This is a genomic window from Gottfriedia sp. NPDC058432, from assembly GCF_042721555.1.
In the GTDB taxonomy this organism is placed as follows: Bacteria; Bacillota; Bacilli; order Bacillales; family Bacillaceae_G; genus Gottfriedia.
On the sequence record NZ_JBHXLC010000001.1, the window covers coordinates 195,885 to 212,311 of the forward strand.

The 16,427-nt window shown below is 32.9% G+C and carries 17 protein-coding genes; 13 read left to right on the forward strand and 4 right to left on the reverse strand.

The genetic code is table 11. From position 1 onward, the window contains the following. Positions 1-184: 184 nt before the first annotated feature. The 5 genes from mbcS (at position 185) to tpx (ending at position 5,245) form a co-directional block, all read left to right on the forward strand. On the forward strand, positions 185-1,759 hold the full coding sequence (mbcS, locus tag ACFWM3_RS01065) for an acyl-CoA synthetase MbcS (protein WP_390309750.1): 1,575 nt from the start codon (positions 185-187) through the stop codon (positions 1,757-1,759). A 92-nt stretch (positions 1,760-1,851) separates the two neighbouring features. After that, positions 1,852-3,426: an amidohydrolase gene (locus ACFWM3_RS01070; protein WP_390309752.1), complete on the forward strand. Its 1,575-nt coding sequence runs from the start codon at positions 1,852-1,854 to the stop codon at positions 3,424-3,426. Positions 3,427-3,567: 141 nt separating this feature from the next. Beyond that, positions 3,568-4,197 carry a DUF2953 domain-containing protein gene (locus ACFWM3_RS01075; protein WP_056472174.1) on the forward strand — a complete coding sequence of 210 codons (630 nt, stop codon included), beginning with the start codon at positions 3,568-3,570 and terminating at the stop codon, positions 4,195-4,197. A gap of 12 nt (positions 4,198-4,209) precedes the next feature. Continuing rightward, positions 4,210-4,653, forward strand: coding sequence for a GerW family sporulation protein (ytfJ, locus tag ACFWM3_RS01080; protein ID WP_056472177.1), 444 nt, complete (start codon positions 4,210-4,212; stop codon positions 4,651-4,653). Positions 4,654-4,744: 91 nt separating this feature from the next. Next, the gene (tpx, locus tag ACFWM3_RS01085) at positions 4,745-5,245 is read left to right on the forward strand and encodes a thiol peroxidase (RefSeq protein WP_056472180.1); all 501 of its coding nucleotides are present in this window, start codon (positions 4,745-4,747) and stop codon (positions 5,243-5,245) included. A gap of 138 nt (positions 5,246-5,383) precedes the next feature. Here the strand turns inward: tpx and proC are convergent, their stop codons facing one another. Continuing rightward, positions 5,384-6,190, reverse strand: coding sequence for a pyrroline-5-carboxylate reductase (proC, locus tag ACFWM3_RS01090; protein ID WP_056472182.1), 807 nt, complete (start codon positions 6,188-6,190; stop codon positions 5,384-5,386). A 165-nt stretch (positions 6,191-6,355) separates the two neighbouring features. Here proC and ACFWM3_RS01095 point away from each other — a divergent pair, with 165 nt between their 5' ends. From ACFWM3_RS01095 to ACFWM3_RS01115, 5 genes are all read left to right on the forward strand, one after another. Then, positions 6,356-7,396 carry a phosphatidylglycerol lysyltransferase domain-containing protein gene (locus tag ACFWM3_RS01095; protein ID WP_390309755.1) on the forward strand — a complete coding sequence of 347 codons (1,041 nt, stop codon included), beginning with the start codon at positions 6,356-6,358 and terminating at the stop codon, positions 7,394-7,396. Between the two features lie 309 nt (positions 7,397-7,705). Further along, complete coding sequence (locus ACFWM3_RS01100) at positions 7,706-8,698, forward strand: class I SAM-dependent methyltransferase (RefSeq protein WP_390309757.1); 993 nt, start codon at positions 7,706-7,708, stop codon at positions 8,696-8,698. A 90-nt stretch (positions 8,699-8,788) separates the two neighbouring features. Continuing rightward, complete coding sequence (locus ACFWM3_RS01105) at positions 8,789-9,979, forward strand: acetate kinase (RefSeq protein ID WP_056472190.1); 1,191 nt, start codon at positions 8,789-8,791, stop codon at positions 9,977-9,979. Between the two features lie 105 nt (positions 9,980-10,084). Then, positions 10,085-10,936, forward strand: coding sequence for an EcsC family protein (locus ACFWM3_RS01110; RefSeq protein ID WP_390309759.1), 852 nt, complete (start codon positions 10,085-10,087; stop codon positions 10,934-10,936). Positions 10,937-11,110: 174 nt separating this feature from the next. Beyond that, positions 11,111-11,299 (forward strand): hypothetical protein, encoded by a 189-nt coding sequence (locus tag ACFWM3_RS01115; protein ID WP_056472195.1) that lies wholly within the window; start codon positions 11,111-11,113, stop codon positions 11,297-11,299. Between the two features lie 51 nt (positions 11,300-11,350). Here ACFWM3_RS01115 and ACFWM3_RS01120 read toward each other — a convergent pair whose 3' ends face one another. After that, positions 11,351-11,674, reverse strand: coding sequence for a hypothetical protein (locus tag ACFWM3_RS01120; RefSeq protein WP_390309760.1), 324 nt, complete (start codon positions 11,672-11,674; stop codon positions 11,351-11,353). Between the two features lie 372 nt (positions 11,675-12,046). Here ACFWM3_RS01120 and ACFWM3_RS01125 point away from each other — a divergent pair, with 372 nt between their 5' ends. The 3 genes from ACFWM3_RS01125 (at position 12,047) to ACFWM3_RS01135 (ending at position 14,576) form a co-directional block, all read left to right on the forward strand. Continuing rightward, positions 12,047-12,820, forward strand: coding sequence for an SDR family oxidoreductase (locus tag ACFWM3_RS01125; RefSeq protein ID WP_390309762.1), 774 nt, complete (start codon positions 12,047-12,049; stop codon positions 12,818-12,820). A gap of 194 nt (positions 12,821-13,014) precedes the next feature. Next, entirely contained in the window at positions 13,015-14,148 is a 1,134-nt protein-coding gene (ald, locus tag ACFWM3_RS01130; RefSeq protein WP_069034611.1) for an alanine dehydrogenase, read from the forward strand. A 131-nt stretch (positions 14,149-14,279) separates the two neighbouring features. After that, a complete protein-coding gene (locus tag ACFWM3_RS01135; protein ID WP_390309764.1) occupies positions 14,280-14,576 on the forward strand; it encodes a hypothetical protein in 297 nt (98 codons plus the stop codon). 190 nt (positions 14,577-14,766) lie between these two features. On the opposite strand, the gene ACFWM3_RS01140 is transcribed toward ACFWM3_RS01135, so the two are convergent. Together ACFWM3_RS01140 and ACFWM3_RS01145 are read right to left on the reverse strand one after the other, a co-directional pair. Further along, the gene (locus tag ACFWM3_RS01140; RefSeq protein WP_390309766.1) at positions 14,767-15,300 is read right to left on the reverse strand and encodes a GNAT family N-acetyltransferase; all 534 of its coding nucleotides are present in this window, start codon (positions 15,298-15,300) and stop codon (positions 14,767-14,769) included. Position 15,301: 1 nt separating this feature from the next. Next, positions 15,302-16,396, reverse strand: coding sequence for a M24 family metallopeptidase (locus ACFWM3_RS01145; RefSeq protein WP_056472208.1), 1,095 nt, complete (start codon positions 16,394-16,396; stop codon positions 15,302-15,304). Positions 16,397-16,427 lie beyond the last annotated feature (31 nt).

Below are 16,427 nucleotides of genomic sequence, written 5' to 3' on the forward strand. Positions count from 1 at the left end.
TTTATCATGAAATAAACTATCTTTTTTAGGTAGTTTATTTTTTTTATGAGTTTTTGTTTAAATTTTCTGAAAAATAGTCGAAAAATAGCAGGAATTGACTAGACAAGTAACGAAACCATTATTATTCTATTTTGCAAAATTCAAAATATAATTTTAGTAATGATCAAAAGGGGGACTAACTAAGATGAACAGTACAAGTCTAATCGCTCCAAAAGTATATAATCTCGTTTGGGAAATTGAAAAGTTTGCTACAACCGACAAAGTGGCGTTAAAGTGGGTTGACCTAAATGGAGAATCCCATCAGTTAACTTATAAGGAACTTTATAATCAAGTTCACCAATATGCTTTTACATTTAAAAATAGTGGCATCGAAAAAGGGGACAAACTTTTTGTCATGATGCCAAGATGTGTTGAGACTTATGTAGTTTATTTAGCTATTTTAAAAATTGGTTGTGTTGTAATCCCAGGATCTGAAATGTTAACGGTTAAGGATATTCAATACCGTCTAGAACATAGTGAAGTAAAAGCGATTGTATCGCATGATGAATATATAGGTACTTTTAGCGATATTGCTAAAACTGGAAAATATAAATTATTTACTATTCATAATCAACAAACCGTGTGGACTTCATTGAATGACCAAGCAATTAGTGGAGCTCATGTATTAACTGTGGAAACAAAAAGTGATGATTTAGCGTTTATTTCTTATACGTCAGGAACGACAGGCAATCCTAAAGGTGTTGTACACACTCACAGTTGGGGGTACGCTCATATTCGTACAGTTGCTTCGAATTGGCTAGATGTGACTGAAGATGATACTGTATGGGCGACTGCAGGACCAGGATGGCAAAAGTGGATATGGAGTCCATTTTTAGCGACATTAGGCAGTGGGGCAACAGGGTTCTTTTATGAAGGGAAATTTGATGCAGATACTTTCCTAACATTGCTTAAGGAACAAAATATAACAGTATTTTGTAGTACGCCAACCGAATACCGATTTATGGCAAAGGTTGAAAATCTAGATCAATATCAATTACCAGCATTAAGGAGTGCTGTATCAGCAGGAGAGCCTTTAAACCAAGAAGTAATCCGTACATTTAAAAAGCATTTCAATGTTGATGTAAGAGATGGTTATGGACAAACTGAAAATACATTATTAATCGGAACGATGAAGGATATTAAAGCAAAAGTAGGTTCAATGGGTATCCCGACTCCAGGAAACTTAGTTGAAATCGTTGATGATGAAGGAAATCCAATCGGGGTTAATGAAGTGGGGCATATCGCAGTACATATAAGCTCTCCAGCATTATTTAAACATTATTATAATGATATGGAACGTACAAAAGCTCAGAGAAAAGGTGAGTATTATTTAACGGGTGACCGAGCTAAGAAAGATGAAGATGGCTACTATTGGTTTGATGGACGTAGTGATGACATTATTATTAGTTCTGGTTATACAATAGGTCCTTTTGAAATAGAAGATGCGTTAGTACAACATAGGCTTGTAAAAGAATGTGCGGTTGTTGCTAGTCCAGATCCGTTACGTGGTAATGTTGTTAAAGCTTTTGTTGTTTTGACTGAAAATGCTACAAATCAAGAAGACTTAGTATCTGAACTACAAGAACACGTTAAAAAAATTACTGCTCCATATAAATATCCACGTAAAATTGAATTTGTCCAAGAGCTACCAAAAACAACTTCTGGTAAAATTCGCCGAGTAGAATTACGTGCGATGGAACAATTGCGTGAATCGAATTAACTAAATACTTATGTTAAAATGAGGGAAAATTCCCTCTTTTTTGTTTTTAGGTAAAAAAATAAACGAGATGAATGAACGGATGGTGGAATGCAATGAAGAAGCTTTGGCATAATGGTTTATTTTATACGATGGAAAGCGAAGGCGAAACTGTAGACTCAATCATTACTGAAGAAGATCAAATTTTAAAAATAGGAACATATGAAGCTTTACTTTCTTTTTTAGAAGGTGAACAGTTTGAGAAAATTAATTGTAATGGAAAAATCGGCTTTCCAGGTTTTATTGATAGTCATTTACACTTAATTGGTCATGGTGAAGCGATGAATCGTGTTGATTTGTCAAAGTGCCAATCATATGACGAGATGCTTGATCGAATGAAAAGAGTTGTAAAGGATGCACGCCCGAATGAGTGGATTGTTGGGGAAGGGTGGAATGAAAACGAATGGGAATCAACAGCAGTATTCAGCATTGATGATTTAAATAGTTTATCAAATACAAATCCACTTGTATTAAAAAGAACTTGTAGACATGTCTACTTTGTAAATTCTATTGCACTTAGTCATGCAACAATTAGTGAACATATGCAAATCGAAGGAGGACAAATTGGTTGCTCTGATGATGGGCGTTTGAACGGATTATTGTATGATGAAGCCGTTAATTTAATTATTAAAGCGATGCCGGCACCTGACGATCAGTATTTGTCAAAAGCAATCATTTCCGCTATTAAAGATTGTTACCAATACGGAATCGTTGGAGCGGTAACAGAGGATTTATCATATTATGGAAACGCAAATCTAGTGATCGATTTATATGAGCGATTATTAAATGAAGTTCCCTTTCATACTCATGTATTAATTCATCATACGACTTTGGATGAAGTCAAAGGAAGATTACATAAAGGTAATAAGAATGTCTCATTTGGAGGCGTAAAAGCATTCATTGATGGTTCATTTGGTGGTCGTACTGCACTATTAGAAAAACCATATGACGACGATCAAAGTACAACAGGACTACAAGTGACTTCTCCAGAAAAATTAGAAGTTATTACAAAAAAAGCACGTGAAAATGAATTGCCAATCGCATTTCATATGATTGGTGATTTAGCCGTAAAGCAGGCCATTGAAGTTGTTAAAAAATATCCTAATCAAACTCAGCTACCTGATCGATTTATACATTGTGCACTTTTATCTCCAAAATTAGTTGAGGAAATGAAAGAATTAAACATCGTTGTAGATGTTCAAACCTCATTTATATATGCAGACTATCCATGGTTAGTTGAACGTATTGGTCAAAGCCGAAATGAATATGCGTATTTAATTAAAACACTGCTAAATGAATCAATCGCTATCGCAAATGGTTCAGATACACCGATTGATACAATTAATCCGTGGCAAGGGATATATACAGCGGTTACTCGAAAAGCAAAGGATCAGATAGCATATAATATCGAGGAAGCAATTAGCCTATATGAAGCAATTAAACTTTATACGATTGATAGTGCGGCTTCGTTTCGTCAAGAAGGCAAGAGAGGTCTCATAAAAGAAGGATATACTGCTGACTTTATTTTATTTGATGAAAATCCATTTGAGTTAGAAAAAGATGATCTACTGTATGTAAAATGTAGTGAAACTATTTGCCGAGGAAATATTGTCTATAAAAGGCAGGGGTAAGTTAAAAGATAATTTTGGTTGTTATCAACAAAAAACTAGAATTGATCAACATAGTTGAAAAGAATGGTATGTAATTTTACCATTCTTTTTTGTTTATCCAGAAGTTGGTTTGCCCATACTGATACAAAAAAGGGTGGTTTCTTGCTTTACATATACTCTATTCTAATTTTTATTGCGATCGTAGTTATACTTTTAATATTTTTCGTACTTTTTATAAATATGAAGGTCAATATTCTATCTGTTTATACAAATGAAGAACGATTTATGAATATTAAACTGTCTATTTTGAACAACCTATTGCGTTTCACCTTTACGATTCCTTTAAAGAGACCGAAAGAGGTAAAGGAGGACGTTTCAGATTTAGAGAAAAAAAGGGATTTGTCTGTCTTTCAACAAATTGATTTTTTCATAAATTTATACTCCAACGGACATACTATCATTACAAAATTTTTAAACACTGTAGAAATTTACAATTTAAATTATCATATTCATTTCGGTGTCGGAAATTCTGCTTTAACAGGGATATCTATTGGAACAGCTTATAGTGCGATCGGAATTTTTGAAAACTTATTAAAGAAATTTACGATATTACATCATCCGCCAACTATAGATATCACGCCCAACTATTATACATCCATAATGGAAACTACTGGAAAGATACGGTTTTCATTTTCGGTACGAAAGGCAGTCTTTGCGGGACTATTATTACTTAAAGCATATTTGAAAACTAGAAAAGACTTTAAAGCAACACATCCAATCGAAACTAATTAGAGGTGATTAACAATGAGTCAACATCCTATTGGAGACTTAATGCACGCGGCAATGGAAAATTTATCAGCAATGATTAATGTAAATACAATTATTGGTGATCCAATTTCAACACCAGATGGAAGCTTAATCTTAACCGTATCAAAAGTAGGGGTTGGCTTTGCGGCTGGTGGAAGTGAATTTCGAAATTACCATTTAGTAGATGGTGTTAAAGAAGCTGAAGTAAGAAGTCCACATCCATTTGGAGGAGGTACAGGTGGAGGTGCCTCAATCACTCCGATTGCATTTTTAATTGTAAGTAGAGATGGTGTTAAACTACTTCACCTAGATCAAAATACACATTTAATTGAAAAGCTTATGGATTTAACACCTCAAGCGTTAGAAAAAGTAAAAAAATATATGAAGAAAAAAGACGATTCAGATAATCAAGAGGAAGATTTTGATTCAAATTTAGATTAAATACAAAATTTAAGTAAAGTTAATTGCAATCAAGGTTTCCTTCCAGTAAGATAAATGTTGTGAACATTTTGTAATTTTGGGAGGAAATATCATGGCATCTGTAACATTTAAAAACAATCCAGTAACTCTTATTGGACAAGAAGTAAAAGTAGGAGAAAAAGCTCCAAGCTTTACTGTATTAGCAAACGATTTAAGCCCTGTAACTTTAGAAGCTTCAGCTGGTAAAGTACGTTTAATCAGCGCAGTACCTTCTGTAGATACTGGAATTTGTGATGCACAAACTCGTCGTTTTAACGAAGAATTATCAAACGTAGAAAACGTTGAAGTTTTAACAATTTCAATGGACTTACCATTCGCACAAAAAAGATGGTGTGCTGCAAGTGGTTTAGAAAATGTACATACATACTCTGATCACCGTGATGCATCTTTTGGTGAAGCATTTGGTGTTTTAATGCAAGAATTACGTTTATTAGCTCGTGCAGTATTCGTAGTAGATTCAAATGACGTTGTTACTTACGTTGAGTACGTAGCTGAAGGTACAACTCATCCAAACTATGAAGCAGCAATCGAAGCTGTAAAAGCTGCAAAATAATAACGATAACTCTATTAAGAGGTAAAAGGCTGTCGAGTAGAACTCGGCAGTTTTTTTGCATTTAAAAAGACATTCATAAATATGAATGTCTCAGATTGTATAAAGTACATAAACTTAAGTATCAGACTGTTGCCAAGATTATTTACCTAAAGACACTGATTTCTCAGTACAACGTTCCATAGCCGAAATAATAGATGAGCGGAAGCCTTGTTTTTCTAATTCGGCAATCGCTTCTATTGTTGCCCCACCTGGTGTGCAAACTTGGTCTTTTAGTTCTCCAGGATGTAATTCAGTTTCAAGTACCATCTTTGCTGCTCCTAAAACTGCTTGGGCAGCTAATTTATATGCTTGGTCACGCTTTATCCCTTGTAATACAGCTCCGTCAGCTAATGCTTCGATCATTAAGTAAACATAAGCTGGAGAAGAACCACTAACTGCAGGAATCGCATCCATTAATTTTTCATTTACTAATTCGCATTTTCCAAAGCTATTGAAAATTTCCATTACTTCACTTAACTCATCATGGGTAACTATTTGATTATGACAAAGTGCACTCATACCTTCTCTAACTAATGAAGGAGTATTTGGCATCGTTCTAACGATTTTAACTTCTTTACCGAATGATTTTTCAACACCTTCTAAAGTAATTCCAGCGGCAATCGTAATGATCACAGTATTATTTGTAACAACTTCTTTAATTTCTTCAATAATTGTAGGATATAAATCAGGTTTTACTGCTAAAAACAAATAATCAACTTGCTTTGCTAAATCGATATTACTATTTAATGTTTGAACATTATATAAATCTTTCACTTTTACAAGTGTTTCATTAGACCTTGCACTTACATAAATTTGCTGCTTCTCAATTACATTCGAATCAATTAACCCACCAATCATAGCTTGGGCCATTTTACCGCAACCAATAAAACCAATCTTCTTATTCATTTGTTCTCACATCCATTATATTTATTAAATTGAATTATACAGGAGGGGTTAAATATTACCAAATAATAGATTATTAAAAAAAAATAATGAATGGATATCCACAAGGAATTATTTTTTGTAAAATAGAAATTGTAAAGAAAATTGACTCTTTATTTTGGGGGTATTATGAAACAAATTTTAAAAGAATCAAATCATAAAACTACAATTGAGATTATTCAACAACTTATTCAAACATATGGTGGAACTTCATTAACACATTTAGGATTACTTGGTGATAAAAAAGTATTTCTTTCAGAAGATCAAAAATCTGCATTTGTTTACCGTAAACAGAGGAATAAATTAGTTGTTCTATGTGATCCAATTGGAGAGATTTCTTTTGAAAAATTAATAGAGTTTGAAAATTATTCTAAGAGTATAAAATGTATTCCGTGCTTTTATCAAGTAGATGAAAACTCAAAAATGTTATATGAAAAAGCTGGCTATCGATTACTAAAATTAGGTGAAGAAGCAATAGTTGAACTAGAAAATTTCGAAATTGCAGGTAAAAAAGGAGCAAAACTAAGAACAAAAAGGAACAAATTTATTCGACAAGGATATCAATTTGAAGTGTCTATGCCAGGACATTCTAAAGGTCTACTTCAAGAGCTAAAAGGAGTTTCAGATGTATGGCTAAATGGAAGAGAAGAGCTGTCTTTTTCAGTTGGTTCATTTCATTTTGATTATGTGTCAAATTTTCCAATAGGTATCCTAAGAGATAAAAATGATCAAGTTATTGCTTTTGCGACATTACCGGTTCAAGGCGAAAATATAACAATCGATTTAATGAGATATTTAAAAGAATTACCATATGGAACGATGGATATGCTTTTTGTTTCAATTATGTTTTGGGCAAAAGAAAATGGATTTAAAAGCTGCAGCCTTGGAATGGCTCCGTTAGCAAATGTTGGCCAAGATTCAAAAGCATCAATCATCGAAAAATCTGCAAAGATGATCTTTAAATATGGTAACTCAATTTATAACTTCAAAGGATTATTAACTTTTAAAAGCAAATTTGCAAATAAATGGGAATCAAAATACTTAGCATACAAACCATATACATTACTATCGGTTATCACAAGCTTATATCGCCTAGTTCATGGAACAAAATCTTTGAACTATATCACTCGATTTATGAAGCCGATAGAAAAGAAAGTAAAAATTAGTTAAACTGACGACCTTGAAAAATAGATCTACATATACTTAATTATTTCAACACAGTAAAGACCTCAAAAATTGGAGGTCTTTATTTGTTTTGTTAATATGTACTAATAATTTAAAACTACATAAAAAGTTCAAATTGTATTAAATAAAAGTAAACAATCATCGATTAAAATTAAATTAACAGTACTGGATTAAAATTTATAAAAAAAACCAAATACTTTCTAATAGAAGAAATTTGTTAAAGTGGACACGTTTAAAAGCCATACGTATAATGAAACACAATGACTGTTCTATAATGAAAGTGAGGAATTAATAATGGTAAAAGAGAATTCAGTGGAATTTTTATTTAACTACATAGATGAATCGACAGAATGTTTAAAAGATAATTTAGAAATTTCTTATTTAGAGGCATTAATTGAGACTGGTGAAAATTTCTTTGAAGGGGAAGTTTTGCAAGGAGAAATTAATGGTCCGCAAAAAGATCAGCTTATGAATACAATTCATCAATTTACATCGGCGTCAAAAGATAATGAGAGTATTCGTAGAGCATTTCAATTAGCAATATTAAAAGGAATGAAGCAAGGGGTACAAACAAACCATGAAATGACCCCAGATGGTATTGCTTTTATTATTACGTATTTAGTTGGAAAGCTTACAGAGGGTAAACAAAATTTAACTATTTTAGATCCGGCAATTGGTACTGGAAATCTTTTATTAACAATTTTAAATTCTTCGAAGGATAAATTTACTGATTCTGTCGGAATCGATGTAGACGACGTTCTTGTTAGAATAGCATTTGTTATTGGCAACTTACTCGGACATGAAATAGAACTATTTAATCAAGACAGTTTAGCGCCTTTATTTGTAGATCCGGTTGATCTTGTTGTTTGTGATCTTCCTATTGGCTTTTATCCAAATACTGAACGTGCAAAAGAGTATACTTTAAAAGCAAAAGAAGGCATGTCTTATGCTCATCATTTATTTGTTGAACAAAGTATGAACTACTTAAAATCTGGAGGATTTTTCATTTCATTAGTTCCAAATCACTTATTTACTTCAGAGCAATCTGCACAATTACAGAGCTATATTAATGAAACAGGTGTTATTCAAGGATTGATACAGTTGCCAGTATCTGCCTTTAAGGACGAAAGACATCAAAAAAGTATATTAATAATCCGCAAAAATGCAGAAAATATGAAGAAGCCAAAACAGGCTTTACTAGTTGATTTCCCTAAGTTATCGAATATGAAGGCAGTTGAAGATATTATGCTTCAAATGAACGAATGGTTTAAAGAAAATTTACAATAATTGAACTTTTAAACACGTAAACTAATTTGTGTTATAATAATTTCAGCTAAAAAAATATAACAGTTTCATGTTTAAAGGAGATGTAAAAACATGGCAAATATTCTTGCTATTAATGCAGGTTCATCGTCATTAAAATTTCAATTAATTGAAATGCCTAGCGAAAAAGTACTTACAATTGGTTTAGTAGAACGTATCGGATTAAAGGATAGCGTTTTTGTTATTTCAGTAAACGGCGAAAAAATTAAAGAAGTAACTGATATTGCTGATCATTCTGTAGCAGTAAAAATGCTTCTTGAAAAGCTAACAGGTTTAGGAATTATTTCTTCATTCGATGAAATTCATGGAGTTGGACATCGTGTAGTTCACGGTGGAGAATTATTTACAGATTCTGCTTTAATTACTGAAGAAGTTGAACAACAAATTGATCAACTTTCAGATTTAGCACCGCTTCATAACCCAGCTAACCTAGTTGGTATTCGTGCATTTAAAGAATTATTACCAAATATTCCTGCAGTTGCTGTATTTGATACTGCATTCCATCAAACAATGCCTGAAGAGTCTTACTTATATAGCTTACCTTATGAGTACTATAAACAATTTGGTATTCGTAAATATGGATTCCACGGTACATCTCATAAGTATGTAACAGAAAGAGCTGCTGAATTAATCGGTAAACCTCTTGAAGAATTAAGACTTATTTCATGTCACTTAGGAAATGGTGCAAGTATTGCTGCAGTTGAAGGTGGAAAATCAATCGATACTTCAATGGGATTCACTCCACTTGCTGGTGTAACAATGGGAACTCGTTCAGGTAACTTAGACCCAGCTTTAATTCCATTTATTATGGAAAAAACAGGTAAAACAGCTGAGGAAGTACTTGATGTATTAAATAAACAAAGTGGTATGCTTGGTATCTCTGGATTCTCAAGTGACTTACGTGATATTGAGACTGCAGCTGAAGAAGGTAATAAACGAGCTAAAATCGCTCAAAGTGTATTCATTGAACGTATCCACAAATATTTAGGTTCTTACGCTGCTCGTATGAAAGGCGTAGATGCAATTATTTTCACTGCGGGTATTGGTGAAAATGGTCCGGAAATTCGTCAAGCCGTTTTAGAAGGTCTTGAATTTATGGGTGTTTATTTTGACCCAAGTAAAAATAACTTTAGAGGAAAAGAAGCTTTCATTAGCTTTGATCACTCTCCAGTTAAAGTAATCGTTATTCCTACTAATGAAGAAGTTGTAATCGCAAGAGATGTAGTACGAGTTGGAATGAAATAATCTTTTAGTAAACATAAACGTAGAGCATACAAAAATAGATGACCTCATATTCTTAAGATGAGATCACTTTTTGGCTCTACGTTTTTTTATATTTGAGGTGATAGTATGGATCAAATGAAAGAGTATAATCTATGGCTTGAACTTAACGAATTGATTGAAAAGAAACAACAACAGCAAAATTTAAATAAATTTGAATTGATGTATCAAAATGCTTCTAATTTTCTCCTCCAAAAAATACCTCAGAGTTATTCGAGTACTTTTAATGAATTTTTTTCAACTGCTTTTTTCCACACTCAATCTTTAATACAAACAACAAAACAGTTTCAAGAAAAAAAATTAGATATTCTTACTCGAGCGCAAATTTTAAGAAGTGATATTAAGACAATAAGCGATTTAAGAAAGTTACCATTAAGACAATTAAATTTCTTAGCTGAGCAAGAAATATCGAAAGCATTAATTGTCTCAAGTGTTCAAGGTGGTATAAGTGGAACTAGCTCAAAACTTGCTTTATTTGGCGATTTACCGGCATTATTATTTATTAATCTTAAAACGGTACAGGAAATAGCTCTTTGTTATGGATATGATGTAAGTATTCCAAAAGAGATGGAATGTAGCTTAAAAATATTACAAGGTGCAATTCTCCCATCAACTGAAAAATATGTTGTTTGGAGTAATTTAATGAATGATATTTTAAAGCATGAGGATTCTGACGTATTTGCAACTTGGGAAAATGAATTTAAGGGAGAAGGGGTTTATTACACAGTCATATTACAAATGTGCAAGTTATTAATGATCCATTCATTACGGAATAAAGTTTTAGGTGGTATTCCATTATTAGGCGTTTCTGTAGGGGCGAAATGGAATGAATCTTTTACAAAAAACGTATTAGAATATACAAAGAAATTTTATCAATATCGTATATTATCGGAACGGGTAAATCAGGAACCAACAGATTAAATCATTATTAGAGAAGCTAACAAATCTACTGTTAGCTTTTTAAGTGTGTAGAATGAGTGAAAACCGAAATACTTCGAACCTCCAATGGTCTATTTACTCTTAGTTCATCGAATACCCGTATGGTTGTAAACGAGTATATGGTATGCTAAAAGAAAACCATTCAAGGAGGCAATTATGAAGCCTACATCAAGTTTTCAACTAGAACAATCTGTCGGGAAGTTACGAAAAGTGATAGACCAACTAAACAAGCAAATTAAAGAAGCATCCTCCGAAAAAGTTGCCAATGAAACCATCAGACTCAAAGAGGAACTAAAAACAATCGGAGACACGCTTTTACAAATTCAAAAGCGCGAAAATGAATAAACAAAATAATAGTGATACAGAAAAAAAGCTAACAAATTTATTGTTAGCTTTTTAACCATGTATTTTTGTATCATTCGACATTTGTTGGTTACTTCTAAACCAAATCCAAAGATCATTAATAACTGATGCTAAATCTGCAATTTCAGAATTTAATTTACAGCTCAAAGCAAAATCTGATTCATGATTTAATTGTTCTTGTTTATGATTAATCGAAAACTCTAAACGCTTAATTTGATCAGGTATTCCACCACGTATATATTCCCATTCCGTAAGAATCATTTGTTGTTGGTCGTGAGAGTAATCTTCCCAATCTAAATTTAGGCTGGGTAGAAAAATACCTAATCGTTCATCGTATGAAAAATAATCTTGTAACATTTTTACTCCACCTCTTGACTATATTATACATTGAAAAAAATATGTGAAACATATTGATTTTTAAATTTCTAGATTTGCGAGATAAAAATTGTTTGTAAAAAGCCTAAAATCTAAAAATAAAAATTATTAAAATAAAAGGAAAATAATTCATAATAATAGAAAACATAGTTATCTTTTAATAAAATAATCTTACTAAATTAAAGATATATGTATAAGATAATGACATAATTTTTAAAGGATAGGTCTTTTGGCTTAAATAACCTTTTAAAAAGGTTAATGAGAATAGAATTTACAAATACATACAATTGATTGATTTATCTAGATGATTTTCACAAATATATAAAATTATTTAGACTTGAAAGGAAGAGTTTTATGAGGCATGCTGTCATTACGGCAGGATCGAAGGGGTTAGGGAAGAAAGTAACTGAAGCATTTTTAAACGAAGGTTATTCAGTAACTGTTACGTACTTTTCTGATGAACAAGCTGTCAAAGAGCGAAAAGAAGAATGGAAGGATTATTTAGACCGAATTCTTTTTGTAAAAGGTGATATTTGCGATAAACAATTTATTAATGAGATTGTCTCAAAAACGATGGAGAAATTCGGTAGGGTTGATTGTCTGATCAATAATGCTGGTCCGTATTTATTTAACCGTAAAAAACTGGCCGACTACACTGATGAAGAGTGGGAATACTTGATGTATGGAAATTTGCACAGCGTGTTTTATCTTTTAAAGCAAATTATTCCAATTATGAGAAAGCAGAAATATGGCCGAATAATTAATTATGGATTTCAAGGTGCCAACTCAGCTTCGGGATGGATTTATCGTTCTGCATTCAGCGCAGCTAAAGTAGGGCTAGTTTCATTAACGAAAACAATAGCCTATGAGGAAGCTGAAAACGGTATAACTTCGAATATGATTTGTCCAGGAGATATTGTTGGTGATATGAAAGAAGCAAGTCAAACTGAGGCAAGTAAGGATGGAAAAGGTCTTGCACCAGTTGGAAGATCTGGCACTGGAGAAGATATAGCAAGAATGGTGCAATTTTTGTGTAAGGAAGAGTCTGATTTTATAACGGGTGATATATTTGAAATCACTGGTGGTTTAGATGTCATTAATAAATACAGACATATTCCATTATCATAAGAAATCATGGGACAATTCCATTTTTAAAGCATAATTTATAGTAAAAAAGATTCTGAATTTATTTTTATTAAACGAAATTAAGCGTTTTCATTTTCTGCACATATGTTTTGTGTTAATATAAAAATGTATTAATTTTTACTAAATAGAGCTCATCCTAAGAGGCACGAATTAAATATATTTCAGGGGGAAATAACATGCGTATTGGGGTACCAAAAGAAATAAAAAACAACGAAAATCGTGTAGCAATGACACCAGCTGGAGTAATGAACCTAGTTGGACATGGACATTCAGTTTATATTGAAACAAATGCAGGAATTGGTTCAGGATTTACAAATGAAGAATACGTAAATGCTGGCGCAACAATTGTTGAAACAGCTGAAGAGGCTTGGAATAATGAAATGGTTATGAAAGTTAAAGAACCAATTCCAAGCGAATATGGATATTTCCGTGAAGGATTAATTTTATTCACATACTTACATTTAGCTCCAGAGCCTGAATTAACTAAGGCTTTAATTGATAATAAAGTAGTAGGAATTGCTTACGAAACTGTACAAGTTGGCAATACATTACCGTTATTAACTCCAATGAGTGAAGTAGCAGGACGTATGTCAGCTCAAATCGGTGCTCAATTCCTTGAGAAAAATAAAGGCGGAAAAGGTATTTTATTAGGTGGAGTACCAGGAGTACGTCGTGGAAATGTTACAATCATTGGTGGTGGTGTAGCAGGAACAAATGCTGCTAAAGTAGCTGTTGGTCTTGGTGCTCATGTAACGATGATTGACTTAAATCCAGATCGTTTACGTCAATTAGATGATATTTTTGGTCATCAAATTACGACTTTAATGTCAAACCCTTACAATATTGCTGAAGCGGTTAAAGAATCTGATCTTGTAATCGGTGCAGTATTAATTCCAGGTGCAAAAGCACCAAAACTTGTAACAAAAGAAATGATCGAATCAATGGAACCAGGTTCAGTTGTAGTTGATATTGCAATTGACCAAGGTGGTATTTTCGAAACAACAGATCGTATTACAACTCATGATTTCCCAACATATGAGAAGCATGGAGTAGTACACTACGCTGTAGCAAACATGCCTGGTGCAGTACCTCGTACTTCTACAATGGCATTAACAAATGTTACAGTACCTTATGCAGTTCAAATTGCAAACAAAGGTTATCAAAAAGCTTGCTTAGATAACTCTGCATTATTCAAAGGTATTAATACACTTGATGGATATGTAACATACGAAGCAGTAGCGGAAGCTCACGGCTTAGAATACAAAGAAGCAACTACTTTATTACAAGGTACTTCTGTTTCTACAAACTAATAAAAAGAAAAATCCCTTTATCGATGATGGTAAAGGGATTTTATTTTATTCACAATTCCAATAACATTCATTTTATATTTATAGTAAAATGATATTATAATTTCCATTTTATGTAAAAAGGAGTGAGGATATTGGAATTTATTTTTATACTTATTTTTCTAATTGCAGGTGTTTTCGGGTTTAACTGGCTAATGGGTTATCGTAATCAAAATATTACATTAGATTTAGATGAGCGTTATTTAAATCTGAATGAATATGCGAAGGCTGTGAAGGCCGAGCTAGAAAGCCAAGGTAAAACAGTTGATTACAGAGGAAATAGACTTTTTATAATAAATGGCAAACAGTATCATCTAATTGAACGAAATGTATCAATGGGTGGTGTTCCGTTACAGCATACAATCCTTCAAAAAGTTTTTTCAGACTGTTGACAAACGCTCGCTTTCTTCGTTGCTTCACCTGACTGCGGTGCTCATTACCGTCAAAGGTAACTCCGCTCCTCACCAGGCTTCTCGCCTCGAAAGACAAGCGCTTGCAATCAGTCTGAAAATCAAGTTTTAGTATTTTGTCTATACAACTAAAGAATCCCAATCTTCATCTGAAGAAAGGGATTCTTTTTCTTTAAACCTGACTCAAATTATATTCTTCTTTCAAAATGCTATATTGATACATATCACGATGAGCGCCTTTAAAAAACTCATGCTTGCGCAATATACCATCTAATTGAAAGCCTAATTTTGTAAGGAAATTTTGTGAAGCGATATTAAATTCGTATACTTCACCGTATATTTTTACGAGTTTTAATTCATTAAAAGCATAATTTAGTAGATAGTTTAATGCAAATGAACCTATTCCTTTCTTTTGCATTGATTGATCCCCAATTACGATTCCAAAAGCGGCATGATTATTCTCTTGATCAAGATTTCCTAATTCAATTCTTCCAACACAAATACCATTGTATTCGATTGTGAATAAACGGAGATTAGGTTTAAGTCCGTCAAAATATTTTTCATAGCCTTGTACCATTTCATCTAAAGAACGTGGCTTTTCTATTCCTACAAGCTTACCAATCTCATCATCACATTCCCATTTATGCATAATAGGGATATCTGATGGAAGTACTTGTCGGATATTTATTAATTGGCCTTGATTCATATTATAGGATGATTAATTCTTTAGGGAACTTTGTTAAAGTTATTGCACCAGTTTCTGTAATAACGATATCATCTTCAATACGAACTCCACCAACATTTGGCACATAGATTCCTGGTTCAATTGTATAAGACATACCAGTTTTAATAATATCAGTATTTGAATCATTTACTGATGGGTAATCGTGGATGCCAATACCTAAACCGTGACCAATACGGTGAACGAAATATTCGCCATATCCAGCGTCTGTGATGATTTGACGAGCAGCGCGATCAACATTTCCTAATATCTCACCTGGTTTACTTACTTCGATTGCAGCAAGTTGACCTTTTAAAACGGTTTCATAAATTTCTCGTTGTTGTTCATTTGGTTGACCAAACATTACTGTACGAGTAATATCTGAGCAATATCCATCAACGATAAAACCTAAGTCCATAAGTACGAAATCACCTTTTTTAATTGGGTTTGTACCTGGATTTCCATGTGGTAACGCTGAGTTTGCACCAGTTAAAATTAACGTGCTAAATGATGTTTTAGAAATGCCTTTTTTCTTCATTTCGTATTCCATTTCAGCAATTAAATCCATTTCTGTTTTGCCTTCAGCAATACGATCAACAATAATTTGGCAAGCCATGTCAGCCGCTTCAGCAGCAACTTGCATACGACGAATTTCTTCACTATCTTTAATTAAACGTAAGTCATGTAATTTTTCTTCAGCTGCAAGGAATTGCACTCCAGGGAAAAGTTGTACTAATCTTTCATAGCGGCCAACAAGAAGATGCTCTTTTTCGATCGCCATACGATTTACTGTAATATTACGTTTTGCTAATGATTCCTGTATCATTGCCCAAGGATCTTGACTATCATTAAAGCCGATTACGTCATATTTCCAGCCAGCATTTTGTACATGTCCAACTTCCATTTGTGGACATACAAGAATAGGCTCTTCATTTGGAAATACAAGACAAGCTAAAAGACGCTCATGTGGATTACAATGGAAATTAGTTAAATAAAATACGTTCTCAGTAGATGTAATAAATCCTAGTTGAATATCTTGCTCTTTTAACCAAGTTGATAGATTTTGTATACGGTGTTCCATTTGTAACATCCTTTCTTAAAAAACAAATTAC